General features: G+C 71.5%; 24 protein-coding genes. 7 read left to right on the top strand and 17 right to left on the bottom strand.

Annotated features, from left to right (window positions below):
- Positions 1–9: 9 nt before the first annotated feature.
- Positions 10–1,704: a thiamine pyrophosphate-binding protein gene (locus tag FSW04_RS12045; protein ID WP_228431186.1), complete on the bottom strand. Its 1,695-nt coding sequence runs from the start codon at positions 1,702–1,704 to the stop codon at positions 10–12.
- Between the two features lie 604 nt (positions 1,705–2,308).
- Between FSW04_RS12045 and FSW04_RS12040 the strand changes: the two genes are divergently transcribed.
- Both FSW04_RS12040 and FSW04_RS12035 read left to right on the top strand, forming a co-directional pair.
- Complete coding sequence (locus FSW04_RS12040; RefSeq protein WP_187369451.1) at positions 2,309–3,592, top strand: SCO family protein; 1,284 nt, start codon at positions 2,309–2,311, stop codon at positions 3,590–3,592.
- A gap of 10 nt (positions 3,593–3,602) precedes the next feature.
- Complete coding sequence (locus FSW04_RS12035; protein WP_146919524.1) at positions 3,603–4,463, top strand: cytochrome c oxidase assembly protein; 861 nt, start codon at positions 3,603–3,605, stop codon at positions 4,461–4,463.
- Here FSW04_RS12035 and qcrB read toward each other — a convergent pair.
- From qcrB to FSW04_RS12000, 8 genes are read right to left on the bottom strand one after another with little or no spacing between them, the layout of a single operon-like run.
- Positions 4,415–5,836 carry a cytochrome bc1 complex cytochrome b subunit gene (qcrB, locus tag FSW04_RS12030; protein WP_146919522.1) on the bottom strand — a complete coding sequence of 474 codons (1,422 nt, stop codon included), beginning with the start codon at positions 5,834–5,836 and terminating at the stop codon, positions 4,415–4,417. The two genes, FSW04_RS12035 and qcrB, sit on opposite strands and share 49 nt — an antisense overlap.
- Positions 5,833–6,693, bottom strand: a complete 861-nt coding sequence (locus tag FSW04_RS12025) for a QcrA and Rieske domain-containing protein (protein WP_146919520.1) — start codon at positions 6,691–6,693, stop codon at positions 5,833–5,835. Before FSW04_RS12025 ends, qcrB begins: the two co-directional genes overlap by 4 nt.
- Complete coding sequence (locus FSW04_RS25945) at positions 6,690–6,827, bottom strand: hypothetical protein (RefSeq protein ID WP_187369450.1); 138 nt, start codon at positions 6,825–6,827, stop codon at positions 6,690–6,692. Before FSW04_RS25945 ends, FSW04_RS12025 begins: the two co-directional genes overlap by 4 nt.
- Entirely contained in the window at positions 6,824–7,651 is an 828-nt protein-coding gene (locus FSW04_RS12020) for a c-type cytochrome (RefSeq protein ID WP_146919518.1), read from the bottom strand. Before FSW04_RS12020 ends, FSW04_RS25945 begins: the two co-directional genes overlap by 4 nt.
- The gene (locus FSW04_RS12015; RefSeq protein WP_146919516.1) at positions 7,648–8,034 is read right to left on the bottom strand and encodes a hypothetical protein; all 387 of its coding nucleotides are present in this window, start codon (positions 8,032–8,034) and stop codon (positions 7,648–7,650) included. The genes FSW04_RS12020 and FSW04_RS12015 overlap by 4 nt, the downstream gene beginning before the upstream one ends.
- Entirely contained in the window at positions 8,031–8,651 is a 621-nt protein-coding gene (locus FSW04_RS12010) for a cytochrome c oxidase subunit 3 (protein WP_187369449.1), read from the bottom strand. The genes FSW04_RS12015 and FSW04_RS12010 overlap by 4 nt, the downstream gene beginning before the upstream one ends.
- The gene (gene ctaD / locus FSW04_RS12005) at positions 8,648–10,558 is read right to left on the bottom strand and encodes a cytochrome c oxidase subunit I (RefSeq protein ID WP_146919512.1); all 1,911 of its coding nucleotides are present in this window, start codon (positions 10,556–10,558) and stop codon (positions 8,648–8,650) included. Before ctaD ends, FSW04_RS12010 begins: the two co-directional genes overlap by 4 nt.
- Positions 10,558–11,532: a cytochrome c oxidase subunit II gene (locus tag FSW04_RS12000; protein ID WP_146919509.1), complete on the bottom strand. Its 975-nt coding sequence runs from the start codon at positions 11,530–11,532 to the stop codon at positions 10,558–10,560. Before FSW04_RS12000 ends, ctaD begins: the two co-directional genes overlap by 1 nt.
- Positions 11,533–12,071: 539 nt before the next feature.
- Between FSW04_RS12000 and FSW04_RS11995 the strand changes: the two genes are divergently transcribed.
- The gene (locus tag FSW04_RS11995; protein WP_146919507.1) at positions 12,072–12,527 is read left to right on the top strand and encodes a PPC domain-containing DNA-binding protein; all 456 of its coding nucleotides are present in this window, start codon (positions 12,072–12,074) and stop codon (positions 12,525–12,527) included.
- A gap of 31 nt (positions 12,528–12,558) precedes the next feature.
- Here the strand turns inward: FSW04_RS11995 and FSW04_RS11990 are convergent, their stop codons facing one another.
- Complete coding sequence (locus FSW04_RS11990; RefSeq protein ID WP_146919505.1) at positions 12,559–14,454, bottom strand: MFS transporter; 1,896 nt, start codon at positions 14,452–14,454, stop codon at positions 12,559–12,561.
- Positions 14,455–14,568: 114 nt separating this feature from the next.
- Here FSW04_RS11990 and FSW04_RS11985 point away from each other — a divergent pair, with 114 nt between their 5' ends.
- A complete protein-coding gene (locus FSW04_RS11985; RefSeq protein WP_228431182.1) occupies positions 14,569–14,802 on the top strand; it encodes a DUF1660 family phage protein in 234 nt (77 codons plus the stop codon).
- Between the two features lie 98 nt (positions 14,803–14,900).
- On the opposite strand, the gene FSW04_RS11980 is transcribed toward FSW04_RS11985, so the two are convergent.
- The 7 genes from FSW04_RS11980 to FSW04_RS11950 form a co-directional block, all read right to left on the bottom strand.
- Positions 14,901–15,320: a cyclic nucleotide-binding domain-containing protein gene (locus tag FSW04_RS11980; protein ID WP_146919500.1), complete on the bottom strand. Its 420-nt coding sequence runs from the start codon at positions 15,318–15,320 to the stop codon at positions 14,901–14,903.
- Positions 15,317–16,558: a sigma-70 family RNA polymerase sigma factor gene (locus FSW04_RS11975; protein ID WP_146919498.1), complete on the bottom strand. Its 1,242-nt coding sequence runs from the start codon at positions 16,556–16,558 to the stop codon at positions 15,317–15,319. The genes FSW04_RS11980 and FSW04_RS11975 overlap by 4 nt, the downstream gene beginning before the upstream one ends.
- A complete protein-coding gene (locus FSW04_RS11970; RefSeq protein ID WP_146919496.1) occupies positions 16,558–16,944 on the bottom strand; it encodes an STAS domain-containing protein in 387 nt (128 codons plus the stop codon). The genes FSW04_RS11975 and FSW04_RS11970 overlap by 1 nt, the downstream gene beginning before the upstream one ends.
- Before the next feature lie 286 nt (positions 16,945–17,230).
- The gene (locus tag FSW04_RS11965) at positions 17,231–17,587 is read right to left on the bottom strand and encodes a class I SAM-dependent methyltransferase (RefSeq protein WP_146919494.1); all 357 of its coding nucleotides are present in this window, start codon (positions 17,585–17,587) and stop codon (positions 17,231–17,233) included.
- Entirely contained in the window at positions 17,560–17,907 is a 348-nt protein-coding gene (locus FSW04_RS11960) for a DsrE/DsrF/TusD sulfur relay family protein (protein WP_146919492.1), read from the bottom strand. The genes FSW04_RS11965 and FSW04_RS11960 overlap by 28 nt, the downstream gene beginning before the upstream one ends.
- A gap of 163 nt (positions 17,908–18,070) precedes the next feature.
- Positions 18,071–19,396 carry an MFS transporter gene (locus tag FSW04_RS11955; protein ID WP_146919489.1) on the bottom strand — a complete coding sequence of 442 codons (1,326 nt, stop codon included), beginning with the start codon at positions 19,394–19,396 and terminating at the stop codon, positions 18,071–18,073.
- Positions 19,393–20,109, bottom strand: coding sequence for an MBL fold metallo-hydrolase (locus tag FSW04_RS11950; protein WP_187369448.1), 717 nt, complete (start codon positions 20,107–20,109; stop codon positions 19,393–19,395). Before FSW04_RS11950 ends, FSW04_RS11955 begins: the two co-directional genes overlap by 4 nt.
- A 108-nt stretch (positions 20,110–20,217) precedes the next feature.
- Here FSW04_RS11950 and FSW04_RS11945 point away from each other — a divergent pair, with 108 nt between their 5' ends.
- The 3 genes from FSW04_RS11945 (at position 20,218) to FSW04_RS11935 (ending at position 22,212) form a co-directional block, all read left to right on the top strand.
- Positions 20,218–20,883 carry an ArsR/SmtB family transcription factor gene (locus tag FSW04_RS11945; protein ID WP_146919485.1) on the top strand — a complete coding sequence of 222 codons (666 nt, stop codon included), beginning with the start codon at positions 20,218–20,220 and terminating at the stop codon, positions 20,881–20,883.
- A 146-nt stretch (positions 20,884–21,029) separates the two neighbouring features.
- The gene (locus tag FSW04_RS11940) at positions 21,030–21,821 is read left to right on the top strand and encodes a methyltransferase domain-containing protein (protein WP_272483565.1); all 792 of its coding nucleotides are present in this window, start codon (positions 21,030–21,032) and stop codon (positions 21,819–21,821) included.
- A 22-nt stretch (positions 21,822–21,843) separates the two neighbouring features.
- Positions 21,844–22,212, top strand: a complete 369-nt coding sequence (locus FSW04_RS11935; RefSeq protein WP_146919481.1) for a DsrE family protein — start codon at positions 21,844–21,846, stop codon at positions 22,210–22,212.
- Positions 22,213–22,639 lie beyond the last annotated feature (427 nt).

The following is a 22,639-nucleotide window of genomic DNA, read 5'->3' as shown; positions in this document are numbered from 1 at the left end:
GTCCGATGGTCAGTGCGATGCGCCGGCGGTGCTCCTGGCCGTGCGCCAGCGCGGTGGCCAGTGCCTGGACGTCGTCGCTGGTGATCGTGGGCGGCATCGGGGCTCGTTGGGGTCGACGACGCACTCGACCAGGACGGGCCCAGGCGTGCCCAGCGCCCGGCGTAGTGTGTCCTCGCAACTGACCGAGTCTTCAATGTGGAACGCCGTCGCGCCGCAGCCCTCGGCGACCTTGACGAAGTCCACTGGTGCGAAGGTCACCCCGTATTCGGGATTGCCGAGAAAGAGCATCTGTTCCCACTTGATCAGCCCCAGCGTGTTGTTCTTGAACACGATGACCTTGACGGGAAGCTCGTGCTGGACGAGCGTGGCCAGATCGCCCATCTGCATCGTCATCGACCCGTCACCGGTGAACGCCACCACCTGGCGCTCGGGGTAGGCGGTCTGGGCGCCGATCGCGTAGGGCAGCGCGGCTGCCATCGAGCAGTTCGTACCGCTGAATGCGAACCTCTGTCCGCGGCGCAGCGGCATCTGGGTACCCCAGTAGGTCACCTGGCCCGAGTCGCCGCAAACGATCGCATCGTCCGCCAGGACCTTGGCCAGGTGCCAGGCCACCGTCTGCGGCTTCAGGCATGGTTCGTCGGCGCGCGAGGCGCGGTGCTCCATGAGCTTCCACCATGCCTTCATCCCGCGCTGCGCCGCGGACAGGAAGCCGCGATGCTCGTTGTAGGTCAGCAACGGCAGCAGCTCACGTAACGTGACACGCGCGTCGCCGACCAAGCCGACGTCGGCGGGGTGGCGGAGACCGATGCGCTCAGGCTTGTCGTCGATCTGCACGCACTTGGCCTGTCCCGGTGACGGATAGAACTCGAGGTAGGGCATCGAGCTGCCGACGATCAGCAGGCCGTCACAGCCGTCCATCGCCTCGGTCGTCGGGCGGGTCCCGATGACGCCAATTCCGCCGGTCGTATACGGGCTGTCGTCGGGAATGCAGTCCTTGCCGAGCGAGGCCTTGGCCACCGGGGCACCGAGCTTCTCGGCGACCTGCTCGAGTTCGGCACCAGCACCACGGGCGCCCTGCCCCGCGAGGATGGCGATCTTCGAGCAGCCCGCCAGCAGCTGCGCGGCACGCTCGAGCTCGGCGTGGACCGGGGCGCGAACCGGTGCCGTGAAGGCCGTGCTGGTGTGGCCTTGGAGGTTGCGCTTGAAGCGCATCTGGTCGCTGGCGTCGGCGACCTGGTAGTCGATCGGAAACGCGATGTGCGATGGAAGTCGCTGGCTCAGCGCGGTGCGGCACGCGAGGTCGACGACGTTCTCGATGTGCGCCGGCCCCATGATCCGCTGGTTGTAAGCCGCGAGGTTGGCGTACAGGTGATCGGTATCGAAGTCCTGCAGGTAGTGCGTGCCAATCAGGTCGTGGTAGGTCATCCCGGTGATCGCCAGCAGCGGTACGCCCTCCATGCGGGCATCCAGCAGCCCGTTCGCCAGATGGATGGCGCCCGGTCCGGCGGTGGCGAAGCAGACGCCGAGCTTGCCGGTGAACCGTGCGTAGCCCACGGCCGCCATCGCGCCGACCTCCTCGTGACGCACATGGACGTAGCGGACTCGATCCTGGCGCGCTCGCAACGCCTCCATGAGACCGTTGATCCCGTCGCCCGGCAGTCCGAAGATCGTGTCGACTCCCCATTGGCAAAGGCGATCGATCATGAGGTCAGAGGCAGTGACGGACATGAGGCTCCTCGGTGGGGGGACGACATAGGGTTCACCGCAGGAGCACGCGGCTGTATGGCGAGCTGTTACCGACATGACCCCGGCACCACGGCGACGGTCAGACTGCGCCTCACGTCGGGGACCGGCGCCCGTGGCAGCCTGATCCGACGACCGGGCTCCGGCCTCGGCCCAGACACCATCGCCATTCGGATCGTGCCGTCGCCCGCCTGTAGCGCGGACCCGGCCGCTCGTCTGGTCATGCCGGCCCCTGACGACTCGGGCGGAACGACTCCAGGAGCCAGGGCCCAACGCGTCCCGGCGAGGCGCTAGGAGGTCGCTGCTGATCTTGGGCCAAGGAGGCGCCGTGCCCGGGCGGTGATGCCGCTCGGTGTCACCCACATGCCCCGCCGAGTGTGACATGTTGCGTTCACGGGCAGCTGTCGCCTGTGGCTGTTGATTGCGTTGCCCTCGTTGTCGGTGCTCGTCGGCTGGCTGCCGCCCCAACGTCTGCCGATATCGCCCGATGGGATGCCGCGCTGTGCGCGGCTCGAGAGGTCGCGGGTGACGTGATGCCCTCCGCAACGCATTAGCATCCTTGGACGTGTCGCGCATCGAACGCATCGGGCGCGCGTTGCTGGCTGTCGGCGCCGTGCTCGTCGTGGCCGACGTCGTGGCCTTCCTGGGCCTTGGCGTGGGGCGTGGTACGAAGCAGGCTGGGGCGGTCCCGACCTCGTCGCTGGCCGAGGGCGTCGCTGTCGACCGGCCGGTCGGGTCCCTCGGCCTGCGCGACGAGCGCGGGCGCCCGACGTCCCTGGCGGCGTTTCGCGGCCGTTATCTCGTCATCGCCCCGTCGCTCACGCTCTGCCGCGAGGTGTGCCCGCTGACGACCGGTGCCCTGGAAGGTCTGCGCCGCCGGCTGCAGGACGACGGTCTCGGCGACCGGGTCGTCGTGGCCGAGGCGACGGTCGACCCTTGGCGTGACTCGCCCGCGCGCGTGCGCGCGTGGAAGCGGCGCACGGGCGCCACGATCCGCTACCTCACGGGGTCCCCCGCGCAGATCCACCGACTGTGGAGCGCGCTGGGCATCGCCTACCGACGCACGCCGGAGGGCGTCCCGGCGGACACCGACTCGTGGACGCACCGCCCGCTGCGCTTCGACGTCCAGCACAGCGACGGGGTCTTCGTCGTCGACCCGCGCGGCCGGTTGCGCGTCGCCATCACGGGGATGCCCCGCGTCGGCGTCCTGCCAAAGCGGCTGACCGCGATGCTCGACGCGACCGGGCGTGAGAACCTGCTCCATCCGCGGGCGCCGTGGACCGTCGAGGGCCTGTACGCCGACCTGCTGGCCGTCATGGGCCGGCCCGCCGCGCCGGGCGCGGGCGCGGGCGCCGCGCCGACCGCGGCCGAGGCCCGGGCCGCGCTGACGGGCTCCCCGGCGCCGCTGGCCGCGCTGCACGCCCAGGGCGGCCGCCTGCTGGATGGCGGCACCGCCGCCTTCCGCGCGCGGCTGGCGGCGCTGCGCGGCCGGCCCGTGGTCGTCAACGCCTGGGCGTCGTGGTGCCCGCCGTGCCGGACCGAGCTGCCGCTGCTGGCGGGCGCCGCCGCGCGCTTCGGCCGTCAGGTCGCGTTCCTCGGCCTCGACGTCAACGACCAGGCCGCCGCCGGCCGGCGGCTGCTCGCCGCCGCGCAGCCGAGCTACCCCAGCTACGCCGGCGCAAGCGGCGCGGCCGGCTCCGGCCTGCCCGGCTTCTTCGGGCTGCCGACGACGTTCTTCCTCGATCGCGCCGGGCGCGTGATCGCGACCCATCAGGGCGAGTACCGGGACCGCGCGACGCTTGACGCCGACATCCGGCGACATCTGCTGGCCGGCATCGGCAGCGGGTAGGGCGCCCGAGATGCTCGGATGGTGGTCGCTCGACCCGTTGGCCCTCGCGCCGGTCGCCGCGGCCGGCGTCGGCTACGCGGTCCGAGCCCGGAGGCTGCGCCGCCGGGGCCGGCCGGTGGAGCGTCGCCGGGTCGCCTGGTTCGCGCTCGGGCTGGGGCTGGTGGTGGTCGCGCTGGTCTCGCCGCTGGACCGCCTCGGCGAGGAGCGCGTGTTCTACCTGCACATGGGCCAGCACCTGCTGCTCGGCGACCTTGCGCCGCTCGCGGTCGTCATGGGCCTGGACGGCCGGCTCCTGCGCCCGCTGCTGGCGCTGGCGCCGGTGCGCCGCCTACGGTGGACGGGCCACCCGCTCGTCGCCCTGCCGCTGTGGGCGATGACGCTGTGGGGCTGGCACCTGCCGCCGCTGTACCAGGCGGCGCTCGCCCACTCCGGCGTCCACGCGCTCGAGCACATGATGTTCTTCGCGACGGGCGCGCTGGCGTGGGCGGCGGTCGTCGAGCCCCTGCCCGGGCCGCGTTGGATGGGCACCGCGCAGAAGGCGGTCTACGTCCTGGTCATGCGCATCATCGGCGGGACGCTGGCGCTCACGCTGATCTGGTCGGGCCACGTCTTCTACCCCAACTACGGCCCGGGCGAGCAGCGGTGGGGCATCGCGCCGCTGACCGACCAGGCCATCGGGGGCGGCCTGATGTTCGTCGAGGGCGGCACGATCACGGTCGTGGCGTTCTCCTTGCTGTTCCTGCGCTGGGTGCGCGAGGCCGAGGTGCGCCAGGCGCTGCTCGACGGCGGCGCCTCGGCCGAGGCCGCGGCCCGCGCGGCGCGCTACGGGCCCGCCGCCGGCGCCCGCGGCGGCTCGCCGCCGTCCAGTTGAAGCCCGCGGCCCGCCTCGCGCTCGGCGTCCTCCGCCTCGCGCTCGGCGCGCTCGCGGTCCGCCTGCTGGCGGTCGCCCTCCTGCAGTTGCCGGCAGACGGCGAGCACCACGAGGAAGAGCCCGATCGGCACCGCGACGGTGACCGCCCGGTAGATCCAGATCATCGACTCGTAGCTGACGCCGAGGAAGACGTACAGGCGGTCGGCGCTGCCGGCGAAGAAGATCAGCCCCACCCAGGTCAGGAAGGCGACACCGAACGCGGTGCGCCTGGGCGCGTCGCGGGGCCGGTCGGCGAGGTTGTGGACGCCGCGGTCCCCCGTGAGACGCCGTTCGGCCCATGGCACCGCCACCAGGACGCCGAGCACGACGATCGGGAACAGCACCCCGCCCCAGAACGGGTTGGGGATGAGCGTGTAATCGCCGATCGTGACGTCGAAGCCCGGCATCAGCCGCAGGGCGCCGATCAGCCAGCCCAGGTACCAGTCGGGCTGGGCGCCGTTGGTGCCCAGGGACGTCTCGTAGGGGCCCCACTGCCAGATCGGGTTGATCTGGACGAGGCCGCCGAGCGCGAAGAGCACCGCGGCGACGGCCAGCAGCAGCGCCAGCGAGCGCGGCGCCTGGCCGGGGAACGCCGGCACGCCGACCAGCCGCCTGTTGGTCTGGCGGGGGCGCTTGGCGAACTGCGTGTGGTGTCGCGCCGCGACGAGCGTGAGGTGCAGGCCGATCAGCAGGCCGATCAGCACCGGGAAGATCAGGACGTGCCCGATGTACATCCGCGACTCGAACGCGTGGTCGCCCGGGAACGGCGAGCCCCACAGGCCGACGCCGAGGTTGCCGCCGATGACCGGCAGCGAGAGCGCGACGCCGTAGCCGATGGCCAGGCCCATGCCCGAGAGCAGGTCGTCGACCATGGAGTAGCCGAGGTAGCCCTCCAGCAGCGCGCTGAACAGGATGGCCAGGCCGACGACCCACGTCAGCTCGCGCGGCTTGCGGAACGCGCCGGTGAAGAAGACGCGCATGAGGTGCACCACGATGGCGGCCACGAAGACGTCGGCGGCCCAGTGGTGGGTCTGGCGCATGAGCAGCCCGGCCTTGTAGCGGAACGAGATGTCGATGGCCGACTTGTAGGCCTCGCTCATGTGCGCACCCTGGAGCGGGGCGTACGTGCCGTGGTAGGTCGTCTGCCCGAGGCTGGGCTCGAAGAACAGGGTGAGGTAGATCCCGGTGCCGACGAGCACCATGAACGCGTAGAGCGCGACCTCGCCGAGCAGGAACGACCAGTGGTCGGGGAACAGGTAGCGCAGGGCCTTGACGAACAGCGGCGAGGCCCCGCTGCGCTCGTCGATGGCCGAGACGACGCGCTGCAGCCTCACGTCGCCCGACCCCGCCGCACGCTGCTCCACGAGGGGCCGACCGGGCCCGAGAAGTCCCCGGCGGCGCGCACGATCCCGTCGTTGCCGATGGTCAGCGGCAGCTGCGGCAGGGGCCGGCCCGCGGGACCGAAGAGCACCTTGCCGCCGCGGGCGGGGTCGAACGTCGAGTAGTGGCACGGGCACACGAGCGCGGGACGCGGCTGCTCGGGCGCGAACGTCGGCTTGCGGTACAGCGCGATCGCGCAGCCGGCGTGCGTGCAGATCTTCGAGTAGGCCAGGATGCCCTGCGGTGCCCATGCGCGCCGCTCCGCCGGCAGCCGCAGGTCTGCCGTCGGCAGGCGCACCACGACCACCGACGAGGCGAGGTCGTCGCGGTTGGCGTGCTCGGGGAAGGCGGTGTAGAACGTGCCCACGGCGACGTGGTCGGCGAAGAGCGGGAGCCCGTCGCTGCCGATCAGCCGCAGCCCGCGGCGCCACGGCGAGTGCTTGAGGCTGGAGGTGTCCAGCCACGGTCCCAGAGACAGGGCCGGGGTCACGATCGCGGCGCCCAGCGCGGTCGCGGCGGTGCCGCCGGCCGCGGTCAGCAGCCGCTTGCGCGTGATGCGGCTTCCGCTCTCCTCGACGATCTGGACCAGATCCTGCTGCGCCTCGGGATGACCGGGCGGCGGGTAGTCCTCCTCGTTGTCCTCGGTCACGACGAGCCGCTGCCCGACGATCGTCAGCGCGGCCGCCAGGAAGACCAGGCACAGCGCGAGCGCGAGGCCGAGCAGCTGCGTCTGGCTGCCGATCCGGTCGATGGCGTAGACGACGATGAACCCCGCGGCGCTGAGCGTGGCGGCCATCAGCAGGGCGATCACCACCAGCTCGGCGCGCCGGTCGGGCTCGCCCGGGGGACGATGCGCCGGCGGCGTGAGCCCGTGACCTCCCCGCGCCGCGTCCACGCCGTCAGCAGGATGATCAGCGCCAGCAGCCCGCGTCCGATGCGTCTCATGTCCGCCTCCAGGCGATGACGATGCACGTGGCGATGAGCACGACGATGGCCACGAGCCACGTGACGATGCCCTCCGAGAACGGCCCGAGGTTGCCCAGGCCCCAGCCGCCGGCGTCGTCCGGGCTGTGCGTCCACTGGACGTAGCGCGCGATCGACTGCACCTGCGCGTCGCTGATCTGGCGCTTGTCGAAGTGCGGCATCAGGTACGGACCGATGCGGATGGCCTCGGCGACCTGCTGGGGCGTGGCCTTCTCCAGCGGTGGGACGCGCGCGCCCGTGACGACGCCGCCCTGGGCGACGACCTGGTGGCAGCCGGCGCAGTGCTCGGTGAACAGCTCCCGTCCCTCGCCCAGGTTGCCGGCCTGCACGTCGACCCGCGGCACCGGCGGGCCCTTCCCCAGCGAGCCCACATACGTGATCAGCGCCCGGATCTCGTTGTCGCGCAGGAGGACGCGGCTGCGCTCGGGCTGGGCGCCGGGGCGGCCGAGCGGCATGTAGCCCGTGCGCAGGTAGAAGTCGACGGCCAGCGCGCCGACGCCGCGCAGCGAGGGGCCCGCCGCCTTGACGTCGCCGACGCCGTTGGGCTGCGTGCCGGGGAGGACGCCCTGGCCTCGGTCGCCGTGGCAGCTCGCACAGTTGCCGGCGAACAGCTGGGCGCCGAGCTGGGCGGGGCTCATCGTGCGCTCCTGGGCGGGGTCGGGGCGCACGATGCCCACGGGGGGCTGGGCGCCGGCGGGCGCGGCGCCCAGCGCGAGCACGACCGCCAGCACGCCGCCGATCAGCGCGCGGGGCCGGAGGCGGTGGTGCTGCCGCGCGGCGCTCATGACTGCCGGCACGCCTCGTGGAAGCCGACGCCGAAGCCGTCCATCAGGATCACGGCCAGCAGCAGCGGGCTGACCGTCAGGCCGACGACGGCGAGGAAGTGGACCCGGCCGGGGGGCGGGGCCGCCTGGTCCTCGACCCCTGCAGTGGCCTGCAGCGCCAGGACCGCGGCGATCACGCCGAGCGCGGCGACGACCGCGGCCACGGCGGTGGCCGCCGCGCTCAGCGCGTGGACGGGCAGCTGCCAGCTGCGACCCGCCGCGTTGCACTGGGCGAGCGTCAGCGCGACGCCGAAGATCTGCTGGGACAGCACCGCGGCGGGCGCGGCGAGCAGGCCGAGCCACTGCAGCGCCGCCAGCGGGAGGTCACGGCCGGCGACCCTCACAGCGCCGCCGAGATCTGGGTCAGCACGACGACGATCGCCATGACGTTGACGAAGTGCCAGTACAGCGTGATCGCGCGGACGCCGATCGTGCGGTACTCGGTGAGGCCGCCGAGCAGGCGCCCCAGCATCCCGAGGCTGAGCGCCAGGCCGACCGCCACGTGGACGTGGTGGGCGACGACCATGGCGAAGTAGGCCGAGCCGTACGCCGTGCGGGTGGGGCTGAAGTCGAGCAGGTCGAGGCGCAGCTCGACGATCTGCACGGCCAGGTAGCCGGCCTGCACGAGCAGCGCGAGGATCAGCAGGGACCGGGTGGCGCTCAGGCGCCCGGTGCGCGCGGCGCGTGCCGCGGCCTGCATGGGGATGCTCGTGGCGAGCAGCACGCCGAGCAGGATCAGCGGCAGCACGACCTTCGGCTCGGGCACGCCCGGCGGCGGCCAGCTCGTGGCCCGAAAGCGCAGGTACCAGTACGTCGCGACGAGCGCCGCGAGCAGCGTCGCCTCCGTCCCGATCAGCAGCAGCATGCCCCACCAGCCGCTCGGCGCCGCGCGCCGGCGGGCGGCGACCGCCCGCACGGCGGCGGGGTCGGTGGCCTGCAGGCTGCGCGGGACCGAGCTCATGACTCCTGCGGCTCGGTCGTATGCCATCCGAGCAGCGCGAGCAGCGCTACGCCACCGAACACGCCCGCGGTCACGAAGTGCTCGAGCAGCAGCATCGCGAACATCGCCGTGACCGCAATGGCCAGCGTGATCGGCCAGGGCGACTCGGAGGGCATCGTGAGCACCTCGTCCCAGTCGCCGTCCTGGACGGTGGAGGCCACCGTCTCGTGCCCGCGCTCGAGGACGAGCTCGCCGCGGTTCAGACGTGCCGCGTCGGCGCGCCGGTCGTCCTCGTCCCACATCGCGTAGGCGCTGGACACGACGGGGATGACCGGGAAGTTGTAGGCCGGGGGCGGCGAGGTCGTCGACCACTCCAGCGTGGCGCCCGACCACGGGTCGTTGCCGGCCGGCGCGCCACGGCGCAGGCTGTAGAGCAGGTTGCCCACGATCAGCAGCAACCCGGCGGTCAGCACGTAGGCCCCGATCGTCTCCAGCAGGTTGAAGCCGCCCCAGCCCAGTCCGGACGGGTAGGTGTAGTCACGCCGAGGCATCCCGAGCAGGCCGAGGATGTGCATGGGGAAGAACGTGAGCAGCGTCCCCACGAACGTGATCCAGAAGCTGATCTGCCCGGTGCGCTCGTGGTACAGCCGCCCGGTCACCTTGGGGAACCAGTAGAAGAGACCGCCGAGGATCGGGAACACCGCGGCGCCGAAGATCACGAAGTGGAAGTGCGCGACGACGAAGTAGGTGTCGGTCAGCTGCTGATCGAACGGGATCGCCGCGAACATGATCCCGGTCAGTCCGCCCAGCAGGAAGAACAGGATGAAGCCGATGATGAACAGCAGCGGCGTGGTGAACCGCGGCAGACCGGTCAGGATCGTCGTGATCCAGGCGAAGATCTGGATCGCGCTGGGGATGACGATGATCAGGCTGGCCGCGGCGAAGTAGGTCGTCGTCGACGTCGACAGGCCGACGGCGAACATGTGGTGCGCCCAGACGCCGAAGCCGAGGAAGCCCACCAGCAGCTCGGCCAGTGCGACGAGCGGGAAGGCCACCATCCGGCGGCGGACGAAGGTGGGGATGATGGAGGTCGCGAACCCGAAGGCCGGGAGGATGATGATGTACACCTCGGGGTGGCCGAAGAGCCAGAAGAGGTGCTGCCACAGGAGGGGGTCGCCGCCCGCGGCGGCGTCGTAGAAGTGGAAGCCGAGTTGTCGGTCGAGCTCGAGCAGGATCAGCGCGACGCTGAGGAACGGCAGCGCGAACAGCAGCGAGAACGACACCGCCAGGAAGGCGTAGCAGAACAGCGGCATGCGGTTCAGCGACATGCCCGGCGCGCGCAGCTTGAAGATGGTGACGATGAAGTTGACGGACGCCGCGGTGCTCGCGATCGCGTTGAAGATCAACCCGTAGGAGTAGAAGTCGATGCCCTTGTCGGGGCTGTACGCGCGCGAGGCGAGCGGCACGTAGTTGAACCAGCCGGCCGACGGCGCCTGCCCGACGATCATCGACATGTAGAGGAACAGTCCCGAACCGGCGAACAGCCAGAACGACAGCGCGTTCAGCCGTGGGAAGGCCATGTCGCGCGCGCCGATCATCAACGGCAGCAGGTAGTTCCCGAAGGCCCCCGTGGTGATCGGGATCACGAAGAGGAAGATCATCGTGATCCCGTGCATCGTGAAGGTCTCGTCGTAGGCGGCGGGGCCGAGCACGTGCTGGTTCGGGGCGGCCAGCTGGGTGCGGACGAGGAGCGCCTCGACGCCGCCGGCGGCGAAGAACACGAGGCTCGCGAACAGATAGAGGAGCCCGATGCGCTTGTGGTCGGTCGTCGTGAGCCAGCCGACCAGGCCGGGCCGCTCGGCCCAGATCCGCTCGAGGCGCTGCACGCGGGCCTGGCCGGCGGGGGTCGCAGACGCGATCGCGGACATCAGCGCAGGCTCTGCAGGTAGGCCACGACCGCCTGCAGGTCGCGGTCGCCGAGGTCGATGTGAGGCATCTTGCTGCCGGGCTTGATGTGCTGGGGATCGCGGATCCAGCGCGTCAGCGCGGCGCGGGTGTTCGGGATCGTCAGCGCGGCCAGCGTCCCGCGCGTCGCCAGGTGGGTCAGGTCGGGACCGATGGTGCCGTCCGCCGGCGTGCCGCGGATCGCGTGGCAGCTCGCGCACGCGTTGGCCAGGAAGACCTGCTCGCCGCGCTGGGTCTCGGGGGTCGCGGGCGCGCGGCGAGGCGAGGCCATGGTGCGCAGCCAGGCCGCGAAGCGCGCCGGCGGCTCGGCGATGACCTTCATCGACATGTGCGCGTGCTGCAGACCGCAGTACTCCGCGCACTGCCCGCGGAAGACGCCGTCGTGGTCGGCATAGAACAGGATGTGGTTGCGGTGGCCGGGGATCATGTCGATCTTGCGGTTGATCTCCGGCACCCAGAGGCTGTGGATCACGTCGGCCGTGGTGGCCACGACGTCGACGCGCGTGCGAGACGGGATGTGGATCTCGTTCGCGGTGACGGCCTTCGAGCCGGGGTAGCGCACCTCCCAGAACCACTGGTGGCCGATGATCTGGATCGTCATCCGCGTGCTCCCCGCGGCCGGCGCCTGCGTCTTGGCGATCACGGTGAAGTTCGCCACGGCGAACAGCGCGACGAGCACGACGATCGGGATCGCCACGCCGAAGCCGACGACGAGGCCGCGCGCGGTCCTGTCGTCCTCGCCCAGGCGCGGAAGCCCCTTCCGGGCGCGGCGCAGGTAGGCGACCCAGAGCAGGGCGGCCGCGCCGGCGAACACGACCGTCGCGGCGATGAGCATGCCCCACCACAGCGTGGCGATGTCCCGCGACGGGCCGCTGTTGGGATCCAGCGCGTTCTGGCCGTTGTCGCCGCAGCCGGCCAGGGCGACCGCGACGACCATGGCCCCAGCAGCGAGACACCGCGCATGTGCACGTCCGGCTCTGCGCCGGTGCGCCACCTGCCCGTTTCGCCGCGGTGAAGGCACAGCGCGCCAATACCCAATCGCCAGGGCCGATACGCCGCCCCGACCGCCATCTCCGGGGCCGCTGCGCCTTGTCGTCATGTCCATGACAGCTCTGCTGCATGCGGGCCCGGATCTGCTACGAGCGTCGCTGAGCAGCCGTCTGGCCCTCGGTCCCAGCGCGCGTCATGGCACTCGGACAGGGTCGGGCTGTTCCGGTTGCGAGGGCGCCGACGTCGGCGGCCGCGACAACTTCGACCTCGCCCGCGGCCAGCCGACGCCTGTCCCCCTTCAAGGCCCAGCCCACGATGTAGGCGGCCATGATGCCGCTGACGGCGTGCCGCCGAGCACTGGCAGCTGACGCTGGACGGTTGGCGCAGCGCCCAGAGCTCCTGAGCTCGCGACATCCGGGCGCCTGTGGCGCCAGCGGGATGACCGTGGTGGTTTGCCGCCCCCGCGCGCTGCGGCACCCCGACCCCATGCACGCCCATCATCTCCGTCACGCCCACGACAACCGCACCGACGCGCTGGTCTTCGATGCCGGCGACGAGGTCATCGCCCTCCTCTCGGAGTGGTGTCGCGACGAGCGTCTGCCCGGCGCTCGCTTCACCGCGATCGGCGCGTTCTCACAGGCCACCGTCGGGTGGTTCGACTGGGACGCCAGGTCCTACCGGGATATCAGCTTCGACGAGCAGGTCGAGGTCCTCTCCCTCATGGGCGACGTCGCAGCCGACCCCGAGGGCCGCCCGAGCGTGCACGCCCATGTCGTCCTGGGCCGCTCCGACGGTGCCGCGGTCGGCGGGCATCTCCTTCGGGCCGTGGTGCGCCCGACACTCGAGCTCGTGATCGACGTCGTGCCCGCCCACCTGCGCAAGCGGGTCGATGACCGATCGGGGCTCGCGCTCATCGACCTCGAGGCAGGGGCCGGTCACTGAGCCCCGGGTCGGAAGATCGGCCCGCGGCCGGTCACCTGGGGGGACCGTAGCTCGAACGCGAGAGGCGTTGCGCCCGGCCCTCGTCGAGGGCCTCGCGCAGGGCGGCGCGGAACCGCCCGGGACCCCAGGAGCGAGCACCGACCATGCGCGCCAGCGCCGCGTCGTCGACGGTCCCGTGCTCGAGCAGGGCCGCCTCGATGAGCTGCACCTCCCGGTCCAGCGCGGGGTCGGCCTGCCAGGGGTCGGCGCCCGGCCGGCTGAGCATCCCGTGCCCATACCGGCCCGACCCCGGGCCGGGACGGAACCGCTGCAGGCCCTGGGCGTCACGCGCCCGCCGGCGGGCCGCGCGCTCGCGCATGCGCCGCTGCGCCTCCCGCTGGCGCCGGTGCTCGGCCGCGCGGGCATCATGATCCTCGTCATCGCGACGGGGCGCACGGCCATCGCCGTCGCTCTTCTCCCGAGTGCCCCCCTCTTGCGCGTCGCCGTCCTCCTCGGCGCTGAGCGGTGTGGCGATGTCCTCGAGGCTCTCCCCCTCGGCCTTGACCCCCAGCAGCACCTCGGCGACCCCGCCGATGGCCATCAAGGCGGCACCGATCAGGAAGGCGATGGCGACCTGGCCGCGCTCGCCCGACCCGATCAGGTGCCCGAACAGCAGCGGACCGGTGATGCCGCCGATCCCCGTGCCGACGGCGTAGAAGAACGCGATGGCCAGCGCACGCGTCTCCATCGGGAAGATCTCGCTGACGGTGAGGTAGGCCGCGCTCGCTCCGGCCGAGGCCAGGAAGAACGTGCCGACGATGAACACCTCGAACGTCCAGCGGTTCAGGCCCCCGCCGAGGAACACGAACGCCATCACGACGGCCACGACAGCCGAGCCCAGGTAGCAGCCGCTGATCATCGGCTTACGCCCGACGGTGTCGAACAGCCGTCCCAGCGTGACCGGTCCCAGGAAGTTGGCCACCGCGAAGATCACGATGAACACGGGGACGGCGGAGGACGACACGTCGAAGAACGTCGAGAACAGCGTGCCCAGGTTGAACGTCACGCCGTTGTAGATGAAGGCCTGGCCCACGAACAGCGCCAGTCCAAGCCAGGCCCGCCGCGGATAGGTCCCGAACGCCGTGCGCGCGAGCTCCCGGAACGGGATGCGCTCGCGCTGATGGACCTCCAGCGTCTCCTCGGGCTCTGACAGGTCCTCGCCGGTCTCCTCGCGGATCCCGTCCTCGATTCGGCCGACGATCCGCTCGGCCTCATCCTCACGGCCGTGGATGAACAGCCATCGCGGGCTCTCGGGGACGTGGCGGCGCACGACCATGATCGTCAGGCCGAGCACCGCGCCGATGCCGAACGCCAGGCGCCATCCGAAGTCCCGCGCGAAGATCCCGGTGTCCAGGAGGACCAGGGCGGCCGCCGACCCGGCCGCCGAGCCGAGCCAGTACGAACCGTTGATGATGAGGTCGACCCGCCCACGGACCCGGGCGGGGATGAGCTCGTCGATCGCCGAGTTGATGGCCGCGTACTCGCCACCGATCCCGGCCCCCGTGAAGAACCGGCACAGGAAGAAGTACCAGGGCGTCCAGGCGAACGCGGTGGCGGTCGTGGCCGTGATGTAGATCGCCAGCGTGAGGACGAACAGCTTCTTACGGCCGAAGCGGTCGGTGAGCTGGCCGAAGAACAACGCCCCCAGGCACGCGCCCGCGACGTAGATCGCCGCCGCGGTCCCGATCTGCCCGGCGTTGATCGTGATCCCGCTTCCGCCCTCGGTGAGCCGCGAGGCGACCGAGCCGACCATCGTGACCTCGAGGCCGTCGAGGATCCACACCGTCCCGAGGCCGATGATGACCATCCAATGGAACCGGGCCCATGGGAGCCGATCCAGACGAGCGGGTACTTGCGTCTCGATGGTCTCCGTCTGCACGTCGCTCATCGCATCCTTCTTCGCCGGTCGCGGACACCGCGGCGATACCCGCCCACGGGCCTCCTGGCCTGCCGGAGCGACAGGCGGATGACCACTCGCCCCGGGGCCACCGGATCGTCCCCGGTGGCCTGCCGTCTGCTCGGGCACCGCTGGCGGTTCCGCGCCGACGACCGCACGCTGTCGTGGGACTGTGAACGGTGCGCGGCCCACGGCGGGAGCAAGGAGTACCCCGACGCCACGGCCGCGCGCCGCTACGCGCGGGCCTTCGACGAGGAGCCGGGGCGCGGCGAGCGCCGCTTCCTGCTCGCGGCCGCGCCGCTGTGGCTGTGGCGGCGCCTGCGCCGCGAGACCCGATGACGACGGGGCGTGCCTCGGCGAGGCGTCGACCCTCCGAGATCGCTCATCGAGGACATCGTCGCGGGCCAGGGTCGTCGGCATGACATGCCGCGCGACGATCAGCGTCTCGCGGACAGGACCTCAGGCGACGTGGGGCTGGTCGCGGTCTGCGGCCGCCCGCCGAGCAGCAGCCAGGAGCCGTCCGGGCGTCGTCTGAGCCGCTCGTCGGCGATGAGCCGGGAGACAGCGGTGCTGACGGTGGGGCGCTGCAGGCAGGTCAGCCGCCCGAGGAGGCCGTGGGTCAGTGGAACCGGGCACACGACGCCCGCGCTGCTGGTGTGGCCCCAACGGTCGGCCTGCAGCCACAACGCCAGCATCACCCTGGTCTCGGCGTGACGGACGTGGGCGATCGTGACCTGCCGCATCACCGCGTCGAGGCGTCGGGCCAGGCAGGCCTGCAGGTCGCCGGTGATGTGCGGCCGGCGGGCGACGGTCTCGGCGAACTCCGGGTCAAGGACCGCCAGCGTGGCGGGCGTCACGGCGTGCCAGTCGGTCCGGGTATCCACCGAACCGCCGTCGTTGGCGACGTCTGAATGACACAGCAGATCACCGGGCCCCAGCAGCTCGGCGCTCCGGCGCCCGGCCAGCCACAGCTCTCGGACCAGAACCCGTCGAGGACCAACAGTCCGAGGTGGCCGACCTCGCAGAGGTCGGCCAGGGGCGGTGTCCAGGGCCCCCGCCTGATCCGCCGACGGCGAACCTCGACCCCGCCACCCAGACCCGCGACCGTCCCGGCGTCCAGGCCCGAGGTCAGCTCGGTGTCGTCATCCAAGATCCGGACGGTGTCCGCGGCGGATCCCACCATGCGCGCTCGCGCGGGCCGGCCTGCGACAGACGAGCCGGGCCCCGCCCTCGGGGCCCGAGCAACCGGCGCGGGCACCCACGGCTCGGGAGCGGTGGTCTGCAGGCGCTGCAGGCTGGTGCGCAGGATGCGCGAGACGTGCATCTGCGAGAGGCCGACGATCTCGCCGATCTCGGCCTGGGTCAGATCCCGGTCGAAGCGCAGACGCACGATCAACTGCTCGCGCGCCGGGAGCCGGCCCACCAGCGGGGCCAGCGTCGCGCGCTGCTCGGCGCGCTCATACCCGGTCTCCTCAACGCCGTGGCCACGCTCCAGGATCGTCTCCCCGCCGCCGTGCTCACCGCCCGAGGGGGCCGACAGCGATGCGAACGTCTTGGCCGACAGGGCCTGGCGGGCCTCCAGCACCGTCTCCTCGTCGCGGCCGGCAGCTCGGCTGAGCTCGGCGACGGTCGGTGAGCGACCCAGGACGCGCTGCAGCTCCTCAGCCTCGCGCTCCAGGCTCAGGGCCAGCTCGAGCAGGTCCCGCGGCGGGCGGATGGCCCAGCCTCGGTCGCGGAAATGCCGGCGGATCTCGCCCGCCATGGTCGGCAGGGCGAAGCTGCTGAAGGCGATCCCGCGGTCGGGATCGAAGCGGTCGATCGCCTTCAACAGCCCGATGCTGGCCACCTGCAGCAGATCGTCGAACGGCTCCGCGCCGGCCGCGTACTGACCTGCCGCATGCCGCGCCAACGGCAGGTAGCGGTGCACGAGCTGTTCACGCACCTGCGGAGAGCGCGTACGCGCATAGCGTGCCAGCAGGGCGGCGTCGGCCCCGCTGCCGTGCCCGACGGAGGGCCCGGTGACAGCCCCGACGGACTGCGTCCGCACGTCGGCTTCCAGCGTCGCCGGCTCCTGCGCACCCTCGAGCTCGCGCACTAGTTCTCGACCCCGGCCTGCGCCAGCAGCTCGTCCAGCCCGACGATCGAGAGGGCCTCTCGGACCTGCCCCTCGGGGAGCACGGCGACCAGTCGCACCCGCCGCGATCGCGCACGCTCGACGATGACCTGCAGCGCGTGCAGCCCGGCCGAGTCCAGCAGCGTGACAGCGGCAAGGTCGAGCACCACGATCTCTTGAGCACGACCGATCGCCTCGGCCACCACGACCACCAGCGCATCGGCCGGCAGCAGGTCGACCTCGCCATGGACCGTGACCACGATCGTCGTTCCACGCTGCACCAGGACCTCGTCTCCGCAGGACTCGGGTCCCAGCAGCACTCGCCGGAGACAGAGCGGCTCGATCGTCTGCTGATTCCAGGAGCGCATGGCTCTCCTCAAGGTCACGGATGACGTTGATCTCCGAGGCGTCGCGCGATCCGGTCAGAACCGCTGCGCATACCCGCAGTCGATGGGGTGCCTCGGCGTTCCGCCGCCGTCACCCGAGGCCCGCTGTCTGCCGTAACCGGCGAGCTCGTGCCGAGGCGGTCCCTGTCACGCCGATGACGCCGGCGCGCCAGATCAGACCACAGGCGGGGCGGACCGCCGACGGATCTGCACCACGCGCAGCTAGCCCCTGACCAGGACGCGTCTCGGTATCGGCGTCGTCCTGGCGTCAGCCGCGGGTCAGACGAGCGCGGTCAGCGCCGTGGCCACCCGGCTCATCGGCGCGCTCGCCGTCATCTCGGCCGTCATCCTCCACGGCGAGACCCGGACAGAACAACGCTCCTGCGATCTCACCTAGGCCCGTGACCATCACTCCCGCCCCTGCGAGGCGACGCGTGTAGATGCCCGTGCCGCAGGCAGCGCGGAGTGCGTCCTCGCCGGGGAGCGGCGCGGCCAGGTCGAGCACCGCCCGGGATTCCGGCCTGTCCATCGCGGTGCCGAGCAGCGTGTCGAACCACGCGTCGTAGCGCGCAGCGCGCTCGCTGACGATGAGTGCCGTCAGAACACCATCACCTTGTCGGCCCACAGGGTCCAATCGGTCAGCTCGTCAAGCGTCGAGCGGCGCGCGCCGTCGACGAGCCGGGACTCGCCGAGGCCGCGTGCGTCCAGACAGGTACCGCAGCAGGCGACCTCGCCGCGGCGCACGAGCGGCTCGAGCATGCGATCGAGGTGGTAGTGGCCCTCGGGCAACTCCTGTCCGGCGATCGCGCAGGCAACCCCATCGCCCAGCAGGAACACCCGCAGCTCAAGGCCGCCACGCTTGGCGAGCGCGCCGGCCAGGCGGAGCGCGTTGTAGGGGCGCTCACTGCCATAGGGCGGGTCGTTGACGATCACGAGGGTCTTCATGATTGGATCGTTGGCGGTGACCTCACGGGTGTCATCCGTGCTTTTGCCGTCCTCACTGCGGACCTCACCGCATCTGGCTGCATTCCGGCGCCCATCCGCAGACGCACTTGCCAGCATGGTCCGCAAGCACCTTGCCCAGTGCCGGTTCAGCGGCGTATGACCGTCACGTGACCTCCACCTTGCTCGGGGACGTCGCCTCCAGACCGGATCGATGTTCGGCGGGGTGCATGGTCGAGGCCGCGCCCGGCCGAGACCCGGGCGGTCGCTTGGGCATGTCGCGCAGCACCCACAACCCGGAAGCGGCGGTCAGGCCGGCCACGATCGCGATCGCGCCGCCGTAGCCCAGCGCGTCGGCGACGCCCCCGGCGAGGAGCGCTCCCAACGCGTAGCCCATGTCGCGCCAGAAGCGGTAGACCCCGACGACCGGCGCGCGAGCGATCGGTGAGACCGCGTCGGACATCGCGGCGATCAGCGTCGGGTACACGAGCGCGGTGCCGATCCCGAGCAGCGCCGCGGTGCCGGTCGCGACGGCGACCGAGCCGCCGCTGAGCGACAGCAGCGTGAGCGCGACGGCCTGGACGAGCATGCCGGTGACGATCAGGGGCTTGCGTCCGACGGTGTCGGACCAGTGCCCGGTGACGATCTGGGCGATGCTCCAGACGCCGGGATAGACCGCGGCGACGAGGCCGATCTGCGCAGCGCCGGCGCCGTGGGCGGCCAGGAACAGCGGCACCAGTCCCCAGGCCAGGCCGTCGTTGAGGTTGTTGACCAGGCCGGCCTGCGAGCAGGACCGCAGCGCGGGCACGCGGTAGGTCGCGCGGGCGAACGCCTCGCGCAGCCGCGGTGGGTTGCCGCCGGCCGTCGGATGATGGGCGGCCTGCTCGAGCGCGACGTGCTCGGCGGTGTCGCGCACGAACAGCACCGAGAGCAGGAACGCGGTCCCGGCGATCACGGCGCCCGCGACGACCAGCACATCCCGCGCGGCGAACTCAGCGGCCATCACGCCGCTCAGCCCGGCGGCCAACGCGACGCCGCCGTAGCCGGCGGCCTCGTTGAGCCCGAGCGCGAGCCCACGTCGGCGGGGCCCGACCAGGTCGATCTTCATCACCACGGTCATGGACCAGGCCAGGCCCTGGTTGACACCGAGCAGGAGGTTGGCCGCCACGATCCAGCCCCAACTCGGCGCCACGGCAATCAGCAGCGGCACGGGCAGCGCAACCGCCCAGCCGGCGATCAGCAGGCGCCGCCGCCCTGCGCGCTGCGCGAGGGCCCCCGCGCCGAGGTTCGTGAACGCCTTGGCGAGACCGAAGGCGACGATGAACGACAGCACCGCGGCACTGGAGGCCACGTGGAATTCCTCGCGGCCGAGGAGCGGCAGCGTCGAGCGTTCGAGGCCGACCATCGCACCCACGAACGCGTTGACCGCGACCAGCAGCGAGAACTGCGCGGCGTTCTCGCGCAGCCCGAGGCGGACCTGCGGCCGGCTCATGTCACGTCGGCGAGCGGGTGCCCGGCGCGGTTGGCGGCGACGATTGCGGCCTGCTGTTCGGGCCTCGGCGGGATGTCCTGCACCAAGGCCTTCACGAAGGCGTCCTCGTCGCCATGCTGCAGTGCGACGTTATGGCGGCGTTCGAAGCCGATCGTCGAGGCGGGGTTGGCCGACAGGCCGCGGCCGCAGAGCGAGCCGGAGTAGTGCGAGGGGTACAGCAGCACGTCGTCGGACAGTGCCAGCAGCCGCTGTGTGATCGAGCGGTACAGCTCCCGCGCCATCGCCTCGACGGTGTGCTCGCCGTGGGCGTGCAGGTCGGGGCGCCCGGCGTCGCCGACCAGCAGCGCGTCGCCGGTCAGCACGAACCACGGTTCGTCGGCGCGCGTGTGATCAGTGACCAGGTAGGCGTGATGGGCGACCGCGTGGCCTGGCGTCGCCATCGCCTGCACCTCGACGTTGCCGAGCACGACGACCTCCAGATCACCCATCGGACGATGATCGAAGTCCACGCCGGCGCCCACGGGCAGGTATGCGATCGCGCCGGTGCGTGCGACCAGCTCAGCCATCCCCGACACGTGGTCGGCCTGGACGTGCGTATCGAAGACGGCCGTGATCGTCGAGCCCTGCGCCTCGGCCAGCGCAATGTAGTCGTCGACGAGATCGGCGTGCGGCTCGACCACGGCGAACGAGCTGTGCGTCTTGCAGCCGAGCACGTAGGAGGCGCAGGCGGTCTCGTCGTTGAGCAGCTGGCGGAAGAACACGGCGGACCTCCTGGTCGAAGGGCTTGACAAGTTATCAAGTGATCACTTGAATAACAACGGATGAGCTCCCGAGCCGAGAAGACCGCGCTGTTCGAGGCCATCGCACTGATGGGCAAGGCGTTCGCCAGTCCCCGTCGCCTCGAGCTCCTGGATCTCCTCGCCCAGGCGCCGCGGTCCGTCGATGAGCTGGCGAGGGCCAGCGATCAGTCGACGGCCAACACGTCGCAGCACCTGCAGGCGCTGCACGCCGCCGGTGTCGTCACCCGAGCGCGCGAGGGCACAAGCGTGCGCTACGCCCTGGCCGGCGACGAGGTCCTGAGGTTGTGGCTCTCCCTACGAGAGACATCTGTCGCACAGCTGGCCGAGGTCGAGCGGGCGGCCGGCGAGTACCTCGGCGAGGACGTCGAGGCGATCGGCCGCGACGAGCTGATCGCCCGCCTGCGTCGCGGCGAGGTGATGGTCATCGACGTCCGGCCGTCCGAGGAGTTCGCGGCCGGCCACATCGACGGTGCCCGCTCGATCCCGATCGACGAGCTGCGCGACAGGCTGGCCGAGCTTCCCGCCGATCGCGAGGTCGTCGCCTACTGCCGCGGCCCGTTCTGCGCCTACGCCCACGAGGCGGTACGCCAGCTGCGCGCCGCCGGCCGTGACGCCAGGCGCCTCCAGGAAGGCTGGCCCGAGTGGCGGCTCGCGACCCAGCCGCGAATGAACCAGCGAGCCGCCTGACCCACGAAGGAGGACGAGATGCGTGCACTCGGGATCAGCGTCTTGCTGGTGGCCGCCTGGAGGCCGGTGACGACGACCGACTTCTGCCTGCCCGGCGAGGCCATGGCCAGGAGGACTGGCACCTCCCGCAGGGAGAGGACCGCCGCATGAGCTCACACGACATTCCCGTCGACGTCGACGTCCTGCGCGACGAGATCCGCAAGACCTACACCGATGTCTCCACTGATCAGTCCAAGGACTACATCTTCCCCACCGGGCGAAGCTGGGCGCGAGCGCTCGGGTACCCCGAACCGGAGCTGTCGCGGGTTCCCGACGCCACCGTGGAGAGCTTCGCCGGGGTCGCCAACCACTGGGCGCTGGGACGGATCGAACCCGGAGAGGTCGTCCTGGACCTCGGCTGCGGCGCAGGCACCGACCTGCTGATCGCGGCCCAGATGACCGGGTCAACTGGGCAGGTCATCGGCGTCGACATGACCACGACGATGCTCGCGCGTGCCCGGCAGAGCGCCAACGAGATGGACGTCGACAACGTCGAGCTGCACGAGTCGCTGATCGAGGCACTGCCGCTACCCGACGCATCGGTCGACGTCGTGATCTCCAACGGCGTCATCGACCTGGTCCCCGACAAGGACGCCGTGCTCGACGAGATCGACCGCGTCCTTCGGCCCGGCGGCCGGCTGCAGCTGGCCGACGTGATCGTCCACCACGAAGTCTCCGAGGACGCCCGCAAGCGCATCGACCTCTGGACGGGGTGAATCGCCGGCGCGTTGCTCGAGGGCGAGCACGCGCGCCTGCTGGTCCAGCGGGCCTACACCGACATCACCCAGGGCGACCTCGTCGACACCTACGCACGCTCGGTCTTCGAGGACACCCGTCGCAAGGCGGCCAAGTTCGGGGCGATGGGCTCCACGATCCGCGCCGTCAAGCCAGGTCACTGAACAACCACAGGAGGACGTACCTATGGCAAGCAACGGACGCGTCGTCGTCGGCTGCACACATGGCGAGGAGGACCCCGACCGCGTGGCGGTCTCCTACCTCACCGCCGTCGCCGCCCTCGATCAAGGCAAGGACGTCGTCATGTGGCTCAGCGTCGACGGCGTGAGACTCGGCCTGCGTGGCTACGCCGACCGCATCCGCGCCGGCCAGGAACCACCGATCGACCGTCTCCATGGCCAGTTCATCGAGAAGGGCGGCCGGTTCTTCGTCTGCCCCATCTGCTTCCGCGAGCGCGAGCTCGACGAAGCCGACCTCGTCGACGGGGCCGAACTCAAGGGCGCCACGCCACTGATGGAGTTCGTCGGCGACGGCGCCACGACGTTCAACTACTGAGGCCGGGCGCCCGGGGCGCCGGGCCGTGGCCGACGCGTCGCCGACCTGACCGCCGAGCTCAGCCGTCGACGCGCTCGCGCCTGGTGCGTTGACGTGCGAGATCAACAACGCGCCGTGCTGCTCGGCTCGAACATCGCGCATGAGTCAAGCGCCGCGCAGGAGCGGTCGTTGCGGTCAGCATCCAGGTGCGCATGGCCTGCGCCTGGGGCGATCAGCGCGTCGATGTCGGCAGCTTGCGAGCGACCAGCCCGCCCAGCGCGGTAAAGGCAGGGGTACCGGCGTCGTCGTGCTCGACTGGCAGGCGGGCCTCGTCGGGGCTAAGACCCGGCTCGCTCGGCGGCGTCGAGCACTTCCAGGCGGCGGATGGCGTCGGGACCGTAGCGGCGGGAGCACTACCCCAGACGCCCCGGGGCCGCGCTCAGCGCCC

Origin of the sequence: Baekduia soli (assembly GCF_007970665.1) — a bacterium.
Classification (GTDB): domain Bacteria; phylum Actinomycetota; class Thermoleophilia; order Solirubrobacterales; family Solirubrobacteraceae; genus Baekduia; species Baekduia soli.
This window is presented reverse-complemented; position numbering and strand designations above follow the sequence as displayed.

What these genes read in the sequence shown, in the direction of transcription:
- FSW04_RS12045 (WP_228431186.1), bottom strand. Translation starts at nt 1,704, where the DNA reads ATGATCGATCGCCTTTGCCAATGGGGAGTCGACACGATCTTCGGACTG.
- FSW04_RS12035 (WP_146919524.1), top strand. Translation starts at nt 3,603, where the DNA reads ATGCTCGGATGGTGGTCGCTCGACCCGTTGGCCCTCGCGCCGGTCGCC.
- FSW04_RS25945 (WP_187369450.1), bottom strand. Translation starts at nt 6,827, where the DNA reads ATGAGACGCATCGGACGCGGGCTGCTGGCGCTGATCATCCTGCTGACG.
- FSW04_RS12020 (WP_146919518.1), bottom strand. Translation starts at nt 7,651, where the DNA reads ATGAGCGCCGCGCGGCAGCACCACCGCCTCCGGCCCCGCGCGCTGATC.
- FSW04_RS12010 (WP_187369449.1), bottom strand. Translation starts at nt 8,651, where the DNA reads ATGAGCTCGGTCCCGCGCAGCCTGCAGGCCACCGACCCCGCCGCCGTG.
- ctaD (WP_146919512.1), bottom strand. Translation starts at nt 10,558, where the DNA reads ATGTCCGCGATCGCGTCTGCGACCCCCGCCGGCCAGGCCCGCGTGCAG.
- FSW04_RS12000 (WP_146919509.1), bottom strand. Translation starts at nt 11,532, where the DNA reads ATGGTCGTCGCGGTCGCCCTGGCCGGCTGCGGCGACAACGGCCAGAAC.
- FSW04_RS11995 (WP_146919507.1), top strand. Translation starts at nt 12,072, where the DNA reads ATGCACGCCCATCATCTCCGTCACGCCCACGACAACCGCACCGACGCG.
- FSW04_RS11990 (WP_146919505.1), bottom strand. Translation starts at nt 14,454, where the DNA reads ATGAGCGACGTGCAGACGGAGACCATCGAGACGCAAGTACCCGCTCGT.
- FSW04_RS11970 (WP_146919496.1), bottom strand. Translation starts at nt 16,944, where the DNA reads ATGCGCTCCTGGAATCAGCAGACGATCGAGCCGCTCTGTCTCCGGCGA.
- FSW04_RS11960 (WP_146919492.1), bottom strand. Translation starts at nt 17,907, where the DNA reads ATGAAGACCCTCGTGATCGTCAACGACCCGCCCTATGGCAGTGAGCGC.
- FSW04_RS11955 (WP_146919489.1), bottom strand. Translation starts at nt 19,396, where the DNA reads ATGAGCCGGCCGCAGGTCCGCCTCGGGCTGCGCGAGAACGCCGCGCAG.
- FSW04_RS11945 (WP_146919485.1), top strand. Translation starts at nt 20,218, where the DNA reads ATGAGCTCCCGAGCCGAGAAGACCGCGCTGTTCGAGGCCATCGCACTG.
- FSW04_RS11935 (WP_146919481.1), top strand. Translation starts at nt 21,844, where the DNA reads ATGGCAAGCAACGGACGCGTCGTCGTCGGCTGCACACATGGCGAGGAG.